The following is a 13439-nucleotide window of genomic DNA, read 5'->3' on the forward strand; positions in this document are numbered from 1 at the left end:
AGTTGTCCCCGGCCAAAATCCTTTCATGGTGATTAAAGCATTTTTTGCAGGAACTCCTGGGCGCGCATGCTTTTTGGATTCGAGAAGAATTCTTCCGGAGGGGCATCTTCCACAAGCATGCCGCCATCCAGGAACAGAACCCTGTCGGCTACTTCCCTCGCAAACCCCATTTCATGGGTCACGATTGCCATCGTCATCCCAGTATGGGCGAGTGACTTCATTACTTCCAGAACCTCTTTCACCATTTCAGGATCAAGGGCAGATGTAGGCTCGTCAAAAAGCATTACATCTGGTTTCATTGCCAGCGCCCGGGCAATCGCGACCCGCTGCTTCTGCCCGCCTGAAAGCCTGTTTGGATACTCGCCCGCTTTGTCTGACAGCCCTACCCTGTCCAGCAGCTCAAGGCCTGCTTTTTCCGCTTCCTGTTTGGAAAGGCCCTTCACCTTGATTGGTGCATATGTGACATTTTGCAATGCCGTCATGTGGGGGAATAAATGGAAGTGCTGGAACACCATCCCAACATTTTCCCGGATTTTCATAATGTTTGTGTTTTTAGCCGTAATATCCTGGCCGTCTATCAATATATGGCCGCTTGTCGGAGACTCCAGCAGATTCATGCAACGCAAGAAAGTTGATTTCCCGGAACCTGAAGGGCCGATAATCGCGACAACCTCTCCATCTTTTATGGATGTGGACAGGCCTTTTAACACTTCCAGCTTCCCAAAATATTTATGGAGGTCTTTAACTTCAATCACTGCGCCTCATCCTCCTTTCCAGTGCCTTTCCGGTAAATGTCAAGGTGATCACCATCACGTAGTAGATCAAACCGGCCAAAATCAACGGTTCAAAAAAGCGGTACTTTTCACCGCCGACGATATATGCCCTGCGCATGATATCATCCACTGCGATTACGGTTACAATCGCCGATTCTTTAGTAAGAGTGATAAATTCGTTCATTAAAGCAGGCAGAATGTTTTTCAGCGCCTGCGGGAGGATGATATCCCACATCATCCGTTTATAAGGAACCCCAAGAGCCATCGCTGCCTCCTGCTGTCCCTTGTCTACAGCCAGAATGCCGGCCCTGATGATTTCTGAAATATATGCAGCCGAGTTCAAGCCAAACGATAAAACCGCTGCCGTGTACGGTTCAATCTGATACCCGATTAATTGCGGTGAGCCGTAATAGATCAACATTACCTGAAGAACGAGCGGCGTTCCCCTGAAAATGGATGTATATACGTCGGCAAACCAGCCGAGTGCCTTAATGGAACTGATCTTAAATAATGCCAAAATAATGCCAAGTGCAAATCCAAGCAATCCTGCCACAATTACAATTTCAAGTGTAACCATTACCCCTTTCAGGATATATGGCAAGGAGGGCATGACTTGTGAAAAGTCCAAATTCATGAAAATCAAATCCTCTCTCCAGCTCGAATAAAGACGGAAAGCGTCCAAAAGGCCACACCTTCTGAACGCTTGCCAGTTTATTTTACTTTTCGCCGCCGAACCATTTGACGACAAGTTTATCTACTTCACCATTTTCCATCTTTTCCTTCAGCACTTTGTTGAACTCTTCGGTTAACTTGCTGTCTTTAGGAAAAGCGATCGCTGATCCAGCTTCCTCACTCTCCGGCAGGTTGAATCCTTCCAGGTCGGGGTTGTTATCGAAATACCCTTTGGCAACAGTGTCCTCGATGATTGCTGCATCAATACGCCCTGCCTTGATTTCTTGGATAAGCTCGGGAATACGGTTACGGTTCTCCACTGTAATTTTTACCGTCTTTCCGATTTCTTCTGCCTCATCCTCCTGAATTGAAGCAAGCTGAACACCAAGTTTTTTACCATCAAGATCTTCCACTGTTTTAATGCCGCTGCCTTTTTTGGCAACGATCATATTCCTTGCAGTATAATAAACATCACTGAAATCAACATTTTTCTTTCTGTCCTCGGTGGGTGTCATCCCTGACATGACGAAATCTACCTGGCCTGCCTGGATCGCGGCAATCAGCCCGTTGAATTCAATATCTTTAACTTTAACTGTGTAGCCGAGCTCTTCGGCGAGCAAATTCGCCAAATCAATGTCAAAGCCGATAATTTCGTCCCCATTTTCTGTGTCAACATATTCAAACGGAGCATAATCCGCTGATGTTCCCATTACCAGTTCTTTGTCATCTTTATTGTCACCGCCTGCACCGTTGCCGCTTGACTTTTCACTTGTGCCGCAGGCGCTGAGCAGCCCTAAAGCCAAAATGCTGATGAAGAATGTTATCGCTGTCTTTTTCATTTGTTTTCCCCCTATAACTTTCCGAAAATTATTAATTTATCAAAATATAAATATATTATTAGCTGAATCCAAGCTTTTTTTCAAGCGTGAACTCTATTAATAAATATTCAATATAATGCATTTTAACACATATTAATATTTATGCAATAATATTATTAAATCTAAATATAATTATTTTAGCGGGTCTTAAAAACCAAAAAAATCCCGGTTTCCCGGGATCTTTTAAACTTCATCGCAATATTCATCGAACGCGTTTTGCAGCTTTTGAACTACCGCCATCGGATCATGTCCTTCTATGTCATGGCGTTCTACCATTGCACACAGCTTTCCATCCTTTAACAGTGCAAAAGAAGGGGAAGATGGCGGATAGCCTGTGAAATAGGAGCGGGCTTTTTCTGTCGCCTCTTTGTCCTGTCCTGCAAATACTGTAACAAGGTTATCAGGACGCTTATCATAATGAAGGGCATGTGAGGCTGCCGGACGTGCAATGCCGCCGGCACAACCGCAAACGGAATTGACCATGACAAGAGTGGTCCCTTGTTTATTCAACGCTTCTTCCACTTGCTCCGGCGATATTAATTCTGTATATCCGGCCGCGGTAATTTCCTGGCGTGCCTGGCGGACGACATCGTTCATAAATAAATTAAAATCGATATTCATCAAAATCCTCCTTTGATGTTTGATTCCATTATACGTATATATGATACCAAGCCTAAACAATCGATTCAATTAAGAGATATTTTTCACCATTAAAAGTTTAAACGGCTGATGTTCGGGAAAAGGATGATAACAGCAAGATCCATACCCCTAAACTCCCTAGTTTGATGGATGGCAACTATGTTGCTGTCCCTTTTTTTATTTTTCAGTTGTTTAAAAATGCCCGGAATAAATCCTCTGCCGCGCCGGCAACCGGCCTGTTTCCCGAAATCACTTCCTTTTCGGCCTTAGGAAGAAGCTCTTTAACATTAGGATGCTGGAAAAAGGCCGTATGAAGCCTGTCTGCAATCATGGAATAAAGCCATTGTTTTGTTTGCAGAGCCCTCCGCTCAGAAAAAGCACCCGTCTGTTTTGTGATCTGTTCAAATTTTAATATTGTTTCCCAGATTTCTTTTATGCCTTCCTTATATAGCGCAGAACTTGTCAGAGCCTCTGTTTTCCATCCTCTTGTCGCCGGCTGGAGAAAATGCAGGATCCGTTTATACTCTTCCTTTGTTTTTAGGGCAATTGCTTTATTTGCTCCATCAGCTTTATTGATGACGACGGCATCCGCCAATTCCACAATTCCCTTTTTCATCCCCTGCAGCTCATCCCCTGCTCCTGTCAATACGAGAAGCATGAAGAAATCAACCATATCCCTGACAATGACTTCACTCTGGCCAACTCCGACCGTCTCCACAATGATTGTATCGAACCCAGCCGCTTCACACAGAAGCATCGTTTCCCTTGTTTTCCTGTGCACCCCGCCAAGCTTCCCGCCTGAAGGAGATGGACGGATAAAGGCATTTGGGTTTCGGGCGAGCTGCTCCATCCGGGTCTTATCGCCGAGGATGCTGCCTCCTGACAAGGTGGAGGTCGGATCTACCGCAAGGACAGCAACCCGGCGGCCCTGCTCACATAAATAGGAGCCGAAGGCTTCGATGAACGTACTTTTCCCAGCTCCGGGGACTCCGGTAATACCAATTCGCACCGCATTGCCCGTTTGGGGTAAAACCATCTGCAAAAGCTGTTGTGCCTGCTGGAAATGTGCGTCGGAATTGCTTTCAATAAGCGTAATCGCCCTGGCAAGAACCGTTCTGCTCCCAGTCCTTATCCCGTGTGCATATTGTTCCGGTTCCATTCCAACCGCATTTTTCCTGATGTATCTGGTTGGTTTTCTGGCGTATTGGCGACCGCTTCCGCTACCGGTCCCCTCCAGTGATTTTACCTGCGGTCCATCCGGACTTGGTGATCCTTGTTTTATCCAGTTATCCATTTGGGTCAGCCACTTCCTCGTAACCAAGCCGTTTATAAATTGCTTTGATCACATTTTGGGCAGCCACCGGGATAACAGTTCCAGGGCCAAAGATGGCGCTTGCCCCATTATCAAGCAGGTATTGATAATCCTGCACCGGGATGACCCCGCCAACAACGACGAGAATGTCTTCTCGCCCAAGCTTTTTCAATTCGCCGATCAGCTGTGGCAGCAACGTCTTATGTCCAGCGGCAAGGGAGCTCATGCCAATTACATGAACATCATTTTCAGCTGCCTGCAGGGCCGTTTCCTCAGGTGTCTGGAACAACGGGCCAATGTCTACGTCAAAGCCGAGGTCCGCAAACGCTGTGGAAATGACTTTTGCCCCACGGTCATGCCCGTCCTGGCCCATTTTTGCAATCAGGATGCGCGGCCTTCTTCCTTCATGTTCGAGAAACTCGTCCGTCATTTTCTTCACTTCGGCAATTTCTTCCTCATTGGTGAATGCAGATCGGTATACGCCGCTTATGGAGCGGATGACAGCTTTATGTCGGCCCGATGATTTTTCAATCGCATCTGAGATTTCACCGAGCGTCGCCCTGGCTCTTGCCGCCTCCACAGCAAGTTCCAGCAAATTGGCTTCCCCGGACTCGGCGCAGCTGGCTATAGCTGCCAATGCTGATTGCACCCTTACCGCATCGCGGGAAGCCTTCAGCTCGTTCAGCCTGGCAATCTGACCTAGCCGGACAGCAGTATTATCGATATCCAATATTTCCAACGGTTCTTCTTTCTCCAGCCTGTAACGATTGACCCCGACGATCGTTTCTTTCCCGGAATCAATTTGCGCCTGCCTTCGGGCGGCAGCCTCCTCGATCCTCAGTTTCGGCAATCCTGTTTCAATTGCCTTGGCCATGCCGCCCAGTTCTTCAATTTCCCCGATATGCTCCCAGGCCCGTTTAATCAGCTGGCCAGTTAAAAATTCCACATAATAGCTCCCGGCCCATGGGTCAATCACATTCGCGATTCCTGTCTCCTCCTGCAGGTAAAGCTGGGTGTTGCGTGCAATCCTTGCGGAAAAATCCGTTGGTAGCGCGATTGCCTCATCAAGGGCATTTGTATGGAGGGACTGGGTATGCCCCATCGCGGCTGCATGAGCCTCAAGCATGGTCCGGATGACATTGTTGAACGGATCCTGTTCAGTAAGGCTCCATCCCGACGTCTGGGAGTGTGTGCGAAGTGCCATTGATTTCGGGTTGTCAGGATTGAACGACTTCATCATTTTTGCCCAAATGCGCCGCGCAGCCCTCATTTTTGCTACTTCCATAAAATAATTCATGCCGACTGCCCAGAAAAATGACAGCCTAGGCGCAAATGAGTCGATATCTATGCCAGCCTTCAAACCTGTCCTTACGTATTCCAGCCCGTCTGCCAGTGTATACGCCAACTCAATGTCGGCAGGTGCGCCGGCCTCCTGCATATGGTACCCGGAAATGCTGATGCTGTTGAATTTAGGCATGTTTTTTGATGTATATTCAAAAATGTCGGCAATAATTTTCATGGACATATCCGGCGGATAAATATACGTGTTGCGCACCATGTACTCTTTTAAAATATCATTCTGGATCGTCCCGGACAGTTTTTCCTTGCTGACTCCCTGCTCCTCGGCAGTGACAATGAAAAACGCCATTACCGGAAGGACAGCACCGTTCATTGTCATCGACACGGACATCTGGTCAAGCGGAATACCGTCAAACAGGATTTTCATGTCCTCCACTGAGTCTATCGCCACCCCTGCCTTGCCCACATCCCCGACAACACGGGGGTGGTCGGAGTCATAGCCGCGATGCGTCGGCAGGTCAAACGCAACGGACAGCCCCTTCTGTCCCATTGCAAGGTTTCGCCTGTAAAACGCATTGCTTTCTTCCGCTGTTGAAAAACCGGCATATTGCCTGACCGTCCATGGGCGATTGACGTACATGGCAGGGTAAGGCCCGCGTGTGAACGGCGGCAAGCCAGGTTTGTCATCAAGATGCCCAAGTCCCTCAAGATCATTTTCTGTATATAACGGTTTAAGCTGGATTTGCTCGTTTGTTTCAAAAAATAACTCGTCGATGGACGAGACAAGCTCTGCTTCAGCCTTCTTTTTCCATAATTCTGCCGACTGTACCGCCCGTTTGTCGAACAGGTTGATAGAATTAAAGTCGGGTTTTCGATTCATTGGTTGTCCACCTCCATTTCCACTAATGCGGTGGACAGGATTTCAATACTATTGCTGTTTAAATGGATGAATTCTTTTATGCCTGCATCTTTCCAGCGGTGCAAATCACCTTCAGCTGGCAGCCCGGCCATATAAAGCCGCACGTGCTGGAAATGTTCCTTGATGTGTCTGGCCGTTGCCAGGCCGGCCTCCGTGTACTGTTGATCGTTCCCGCATAGACAAAAATGGCTGAACCCCGAATGCCTTATAAAGTCGGTGGCCGCCACTGGATCGTTGATGTCCCCGCTTTTTTCGGCTGTAATACCCCCTGCAGCCAAAAATCCTGTGATGAAGTCGGCCCTTGGCTTATGGGTTTTCAGGGCGCCGAGACAAATAAGCCCGAACTTTGGTTTGTTTCCGGATTTCAGTTCCATGTTGATTGCTTTAAACCGAAGCAGTTCAAAAGGTTCAGCGAGGCGGCATTGACGAAGGGGCTTCAGGACTTCCCTTTTCTCGCAGTCTTTCATAGCTTCAGCGGCCGATTCTCCATTCTCCAGCCAATGAACAACTTCCTGTGCATTCCTGACTGCATAAGTGTTTTCAATTTGCTTGTCTGCAAAGCCGGGGACAGCTTCTTCGCCGGGATTTGCGTACACATTTGTCCCGATTATACTTTGCTTCCTGGTAATTGCGTCATTTATTTTGATTTTCAATACTGCCGCAAGATCATTTTGCAGCCAGCCGTTTTTCAAGCTGTTCAAGATGCCGCCGCTGTTTTCGATTTTCAGGAATACTTCCCAGCCCTTCTCGGCCAATTGATCAGTGAGAGATTCGATATACCATGATCCTCCCGCCGGGTCGGCTACGTGTTGCAGCTGCGCTTCTTCTTTTAATATAAGCTGGGTGTTCCGGGCGATCCTTTCTGAAAAAGCAGTTGTTCCCCCGCCCGCTGCATCAAATGTACCAGTATGAAGGTATTGCACCCCACCGAGGATTGCCGCAAATGCTTCGTTTCCAGCCCTCAGTAAATTTACATGAGGATCCAAGACAGTTTTGTTAAACATGGATGTCTCAGCGGAAATATGCATTTTGCGAACGTCAGGACTTGCACCATATGCTTCTCCGACCTTGTTCCAGAGGAACCGGGCTGCCCTCAGCTTTGCCAGTTCCATGAAAAAATTGGCTCCAATGGAGAAGTGGAAAATGATTTTGTTCATTGTTTCATCAATTTCCCAGCCCTTGTCCAGGAGCTGCTCAAGATGGAAAACCGCAGTCGACAGGGCAATCGCCAGTTCCTGATCCGCACTGGCGCCGCTGTTATGGTATGGGGAAGTGTTTACCAGCACCGTTCTCAGCGCAGGAAACCATCCATTGGCTGTTCCGATGGTTTCTGCCCATCTGTTAAAATACTCATCAGTACCAGCAGGGAGTCCGCCCCGCAGGACCGCATCGGTTACCGGGTCGGAAGCAATAAAACCTGAAACCCCAGTGCCGTTCTCATATGCCTTACCCGCCACATGCAGACAAGCAATGAGCGGGGCGTGCAGCCATCCGGCATTCACGCTGAATGGATAATCCGCCTGATGGTCTTTTAATATCCGCATCAGACCATCCATATGGGAAAACAGCTCATTTTTCACCCTGAAAGACAGTGCTGTCTGGCCAGTTGCCATGGCATGGCGCAATTTTTCTTCCAGCTCGGAAACATTTTGATAGTCCAGTTCCTGGGCTATATGCCAGCACTGCGTATTGTATCCAAGTGGATGAACCCCGCGCCTGTATTGGGGGACTCCCGGATAACCGCCATCCACGGCGGATCCACGGTCCTCCCTTGTATAAAGCGGTTTCAAAACAATATTTTCATATGTATTTTTATGCAGAATTTCGACAGGCTTGCCTCTTAGTGATTCCTCAGCAGCCTTTTTCCAGTCATCAATTGACATTTTTACAAATGAAGCTTCCTTCAACTCTTTAAGGCCCATATCTACTGCCCGTCATTCTGGACAGCTCTCCCCTCCTTCATTTGACGATAATGTATAAAATTTTCAAATTATTTCTTCCCCTTTATTTTAGTACACCTCCCCGAAACTGGCAACGAGGTGGTATTGCAGCGCACAGCACAATATGTATTAGGGGGGCTCCATCAAAAAGAAAAGGGCTGATTAAAGTGTCAGCCTTTTAATCAGCCCTGTTGCGGTTAGTAGACAGAGGTTGTCTCCTTTGAAATATTTTCAAGAATTTCTTTTACCCGCTGCAGGAAACGGCCGCATACGAGCCCGTCCAATACACGGTGGTCGAGCGACAAGCACAGGTTCACCATGTCCCTGACAGCGATCATGCCGTTATTCATGACAACAGGCCTTTTAACGATAGATTCCACCTGCAGGATGGCTGCCTGGGGATAATTGATGATGCCCATTGACTGGACGGATCCAAACGAGCCAGTATTGTTTACTGTAAATGTGCCGCCCTGCATTTCATCTGCCTTCAATTTTCCTGAGCGGACCTTTCCGGCGAGCTCAGTGATTTCACGGGCAATCCCCTTTATCGTTTTCTCGTCTGCAAGCTTGATGACAGGCACAAACAAGGCGTCCTCAGTGGAAACTGCAATGGAGATATTAATATCCTTCTTCTGGATGATTTTATCCCCGGCCCACATTGAATTCATTTGCGGGAATTCTTTGAGCGCCTGTGCAACTGCTTTTACAAAAAAGGCGAAGAAAGTCAGATTAAAGCCTTCCTTCTTCCGGAATTCATCTTTGATCGAGTTTCGGTATTCAGCCAAATTCGTCACGTCCACTTCAACCAACGTCCAGGCATGCGGTGCTTCATGCTTGCTGCGCAGCATATTTGCCGCTATCGCCTTTCGGACTCCCGTAACCGGAATCTCAATGTCCCCTGCTCCAACCGGTACAGCCGACGGTTCCGGCGTTGCATTTCCGGTTGAAGCGGTTGCCTGCGCCTGGAAGTTCTGACGCTGTTTGTTTATAACCAGTTCGGGCACTGCAGCCTTCTGTTGTTCGCCTTCTTTTGGAATACTGCCTGATTCGATCAACATTAGCAAATCCTTGCGGGTGATGCGGCCGCCTGAACCGGAGCCTTTCACCTGCGTCAAGTCGATTCCGTTCTCCTGGGCAATTTTCAGGACTGCCGGTGAATACCTGGCTTTTCCCGGTGCTTCTGGCTGGTCCGCGGGACTGCCCGCTTCATCTGCCTTATTACCCTGTTCAGCCCGAAGTTCATCATTCTCGGTTGCTTCCGCAGCCTGTCCGCCCTCAACCTGAATTGTGCAGATGACCTCTCCCACAGACAAAGTATCCCCCTCAGCAGCAACAATTTCTGTAATAACTCCTGCAAACGATGACGGGACCTCGGCGTTGACCTTGTCTGTCATTACTTCGGCAAGCGGATCGTATTTATTTACTTTATCACCGGGTGAAACGAGCCATTTGCTGATGCTTCCTTCCGTAACACTTTCGCCAAGCTGGGGCATTTTGATTTGCTCGATTGCCAACGTACAAGCCTCCTTCTCAAGAAAATTTTCCCTCGTTAAAATTCAGCAAGTTCCCTCATTGCTTTTTCGACTCTATCTGGATTGAGCATGAAGAATTTTTCCATTGTCGGTGCGTAAGGCATTGCCGGGACATCCGGGCCTGCAAGGCGCCTGATTGGGGAATCAAGGTCAAACAGGCAGTTTTCAGCGATGACCGCCGATACCTCGCTCATGATGCTGCCTTCCTTATTGTCTTCTGTCAGCAGGAGCACTTTGCCTGTTTTCGAAGCAGCCTGAATTATGGCCTCCTTGTCAAGCGGGTAAACAGTCCTTAAGTCGAGAATATGGGCAGAAATACCGTCTTTTGCAAGCCGTTCCGCCGCTTGAAGGGCAAAATGCACACAAAGCCCGTATGTAATCACGGTAATGTCTTCCCCTTCACGTTTCACGTCAGCCTTGCCAATCGGGAGCACATAGTCACTGTCGGGAACCTCACCCTTAATCAGGCGGTAAGCGCGCTTATGTTCAAAAAACAGCACCGGGTCGTTGTCGCGGATCGCTGCTTTCAGCAATCCCTTCACATCATACGGTGTGGAGGGCATGACAATTTTCAGGCCAGGCTGGTTGGCAAACACTGCTTCCACTGACTGGGAATGATACAGTGCACCATGGACCCCGCCTCCGTATGGAGCCCTTATGACAATCGGGCAATTCCAGTCATTGTTGGAACGGTAACGGATCCTGGCCGCCTCAGAAATAATCTGATTGACGGCAGGCATGATGAAATCGGCAAACTGCATTTCCGCAATCGGCCTCATGCCATACATCGCCGCACCTATGCCAACGCCCGCGATCGCTGATTCTGCAAGCGGAGTATCAATGACACGCTCCTCGCCAAACTTGTCATAAAGGCCCTGGGTAGCTTTGAACACCCCGCCTTTTTTGCCCACATCCTCCCCGAGGACAAACACTTTCGGGTCTCTTTCCATTTCTTCAAGAATAGCCATTGTAACTGCATCAATATAAGAAATTACCGCCATGTCCGTTCCCCCTTACTCCTCGGCATACACATATTTCAAGGCGTGTTCCGGATCTGCATATGGTGCATTTTCCGCATAATCGGTCGCCTCGTTGACAATTTTCATAACACGTTCATTAATGTCCTTCTCCAAGGCGTCATCCATCACGCCAGTTTCTTTTAAATAGGCGCCAAATGTAATGATTGGATCCTTCGTTTTCGCTTCGGCCACTTCATCGGGTGCCCGATAGCTGCGGTCATCATCATCGGAAGAGTGGGGAGTCAGACGGTAAGAAACGGTTTCAACCAATGTCGGCCCTTCCCCTCGGCGGGCCCGGTCTGCTGCTTCCCTCACAGCCTTATAAACTTCAAGCGGATCGTTTCCGTCAATCGTAAAACCTGGCATCCCATAGCCGATGGCCCTGTCTGATACATTTTCACAGGCCAGCTGCTTCTCGATGGGCACAGAGATCGCGTATTTGTTGTTCTCACACATAAAGATGACTGGAAGCTTATGTACCCCGGCAAAGTTTGCCCCTTCATGGAAATCCCCCTGGTTTGACGACCCCTCGCCAAAGGTTACAAATGTAACAAGGTCTTTCCCTTCCATCCGGCCCGCAAGTGCAATTCCTACTGCATGCGGCACCTGTGTTGTTACTGGTGAAGATCCAGTTACAATCCGGTTCCTCTTTTGCCCAAAATGGCCAGGCATCTGGCGCCCGCCTGAATTTGGATCTTCTGCTTTTGCAAACCCTGACAGCATCAATTCTTTCGCAGTCATCCCGAATGTGAGCACGACGCCCATATCCCGGTAATACGGCAGGACATAATCCTTTTCACGGTCTAGGGCAAAAGCAGCTCCTACCTGTGCTGCTTCCTGGCCCTGGCAAGAAATCACAAACGGGATTTTACCTGCGCGGTTCAACAGCCACATCCGCTCGTCAATCCGGCGGGCCATCAACATGGTCTGATACATTTCAATTACTTGATCATCACTTAAGCCAAGTGCATGATGACGTTTTTCAACCATTCATTTTACCTCCCTATTGTTCGTCTTCGAGCTTATGAATGAATCGCCCTGCCGTCAACGGCAAGTGCCGCTTCGCCGATTGCTTCCGACAGTGTCGGGTGTGGGTGGATCGTCCGGGCAATTTCCCATGGTGTTGCATCCAGTACCCTCGCGAGCCCCGCTTCCGTTATCATGTCGGTCACATGCGGCCCAATCATATGCACACCCAATAGATCATCTGTATCCTTGTCGGCGACAATTTTGACAAATCCGTCGGTTTCCCCAAACACGAGCGCTTTTCCAATCGCCCGGAACGAAAACTTGCCTGTCTTTACATTGAACCCTTTATCCCTCGCCTCGTCCTCTGTCATCCCGACGCTAGCCGCCTCAGGGGAACTATAGATGCATTTCGAAACAAGCGAATAGTCAATTGGAGAAGGATTACGGCCGGCAATATGTTCAACAGCTGTGATGCCTTCGTGGGAAGCAACGTGGGCGAGTTGCAGGCCGCCTATACAATCTCCGATTGCATAAATATGAGATTCTTTCGTTTGATAAAATTCATTTACAGCAATAACCCCATTCACTACCTGAATATCCGTGTTTTCTAGGCCGATTCCTTCAACATTGGCGAGTCTCCCCACTGAGACGAGCAGGTTGTCGGCCTGGAACTCCTTCTGCCCACCCTTTATTTCAGCACTGATTGCGATACCCCCGGCTTTTTGGAGTGTTTCTGGAAGGACCTTTGCCCCGGTGACGATTTTGACGCCCTTCTTTTTCATCAGGCGCTGCATTTCCTTTGATATTTCTTTGTCCTCTGTGGGAATGATCCGGTCGGCATATTCAATGACGGTCACTTCTGTACCAAAATCAGACAGCATCGATGCCCACTCAATTCCAATGACACCGCCGCCCACAATAATGATAGATTCTGGCAGCTTATCCATTGCAAGGGCTTCGTCAGAGGTTAATACAATTTCCCCATCCGCCTCCAGCCCCGGCAATGTCCGCGGCCTTGAACCTGTTGCGACAATTACATTTTTCGGGATCAGCATTGCATTTTCGCTTCCATCATTCATTTCTACCGAAATGGTGCCTGGCATCGGTGAAAAAATGGATGGGCCAAGTATTCTGCCGGTCCCTTCATATACATGGACCTTTCCCTGCTTCATCAAATGCTGGACACCTTTGTGCAGCTGTTCTACAATTCTTTCTTTTCGCTCCTGCACTTTCGAAAAATTGATGCTTACTTCACCTGTTGTGATCCCAAACTCTTCGCTCCGTTTAGCCGTTGCGAAAACCTCTGCACTTCTTAACAGCGCCTTGCTTGGGATACACCCTTTATGCAGACATGTACCGCCAACCTTGCCTTTTTCCACTATGGCCGTTTTCAGGCCCAGCTGTGTTGCCCGGATAGCTGCCACATATCCGCCAGTCCCGCCGCCAAGAATAATTAAGTCATATTCTTCTGCCACTAACGCAACCTC

Annotated in this window: 11 protein-coding genes; all 11 read right to left on the reverse strand. The window is 48.6% G+C overall.

Annotated features, from left to right (window positions below):
- Positions 1–32 precede the first annotated feature (32 nt).
- Positions 33–755 carry an amino acid ABC transporter ATP-binding protein gene (locus tag CVD19_RS02000; RefSeq protein WP_101580192.1) on the reverse strand — a complete coding sequence of 241 codons (723 nt, stop codon included), beginning with the start codon at positions 753–755 and terminating at the stop codon, positions 33–35.
- On the reverse strand, positions 748–1407 hold the full coding sequence (locus tag CVD19_RS02005; protein WP_101580286.1) for an amino acid ABC transporter permease: 660 nt from the start codon (positions 1405–1407) through the stop codon (positions 748–750). The genes CVD19_RS02000 and CVD19_RS02005 overlap by 8 nt, the downstream gene beginning before the upstream one ends.
- Positions 1408–1489: 82 nt before the next feature.
- A complete protein-coding gene (locus CVD19_RS02010; RefSeq protein ID WP_101580193.1) occupies positions 1490–2284 on the reverse strand; it encodes a transporter substrate-binding domain-containing protein in 795 nt (264 codons plus the stop codon).
- 222 nt (positions 2285–2506) lie between these two features.
- Complete coding sequence (locus CVD19_RS02015; protein ID WP_101580194.1) at positions 2507–2944, reverse strand: BrxA/BrxB family bacilliredoxin; 438 nt, start codon at positions 2942–2944, stop codon at positions 2507–2509.
- A 202-nt stretch (positions 2945–3146) separates the two neighbouring features.
- Entirely contained in the window at positions 3147–4256 is a 1110-nt protein-coding gene (meaB, locus tag CVD19_RS02020) for a methylmalonyl Co-A mutase-associated GTPase MeaB (RefSeq protein WP_101580195.1), read from the reverse strand.
- Positions 4249–6453 (reverse strand): methylmalonyl-CoA mutase, encoded by a 2205-nt coding sequence (scpA, locus tag CVD19_RS02025; protein ID WP_101580196.1) that lies wholly within the window; start codon positions 6451–6453, stop codon positions 4249–4251. The genes meaB and scpA overlap by 8 nt, the downstream gene beginning before the upstream one ends.
- The gene (locus tag CVD19_RS02030) at positions 6450–8414 is read right to left on the reverse strand and encodes a methylmalonyl-CoA mutase family protein (protein WP_101580197.1); all 1965 of its coding nucleotides are present in this window, start codon (positions 8412–8414) and stop codon (positions 6450–6452) included. Before CVD19_RS02030 ends, scpA begins: the two co-directional genes overlap by 4 nt.
- Positions 8415–8629: 215 nt before the next feature.
- On the reverse strand, positions 8630–9946 hold the full coding sequence (locus CVD19_RS02035; protein ID WP_101580198.1) for a dihydrolipoamide acetyltransferase family protein: 1317 nt from the start codon (positions 9944–9946) through the stop codon (positions 8630–8632).
- 35 nt (positions 9947–9981) lie between these two features.
- Positions 9982–10965, reverse strand: coding sequence for an alpha-ketoacid dehydrogenase subunit beta (locus tag CVD19_RS02040; protein WP_101580199.1), 984 nt, complete (start codon positions 10963–10965; stop codon positions 9982–9984).
- 12 nt (positions 10966–10977) lie between these two features.
- A complete protein-coding gene (locus CVD19_RS02045; RefSeq protein ID WP_101580200.1) occupies positions 10978–11973 on the reverse strand; it encodes a thiamine pyrophosphate-dependent dehydrogenase E1 component subunit alpha in 996 nt (331 codons plus the stop codon).
- A 32-nt stretch (positions 11974–12005) separates the two neighbouring features.
- Positions 12006–13427: a dihydrolipoyl dehydrogenase gene (gene lpdA, locus CVD19_RS02050; protein WP_101580201.1), complete on the reverse strand. Its 1422-nt coding sequence runs from the start codon at positions 13425–13427 to the stop codon at positions 12006–12008.
- Between the last annotated feature and the right edge of the window lie 12 nt (positions 13428–13439).

The sequence above is a fragment of the Bacillus sp. T33-2 genome (assembly GCF_002860205.1).
GTDB lineage: Bacteria > Bacillota > Bacilli > Bacillales > Cytobacillaceae > T33-2.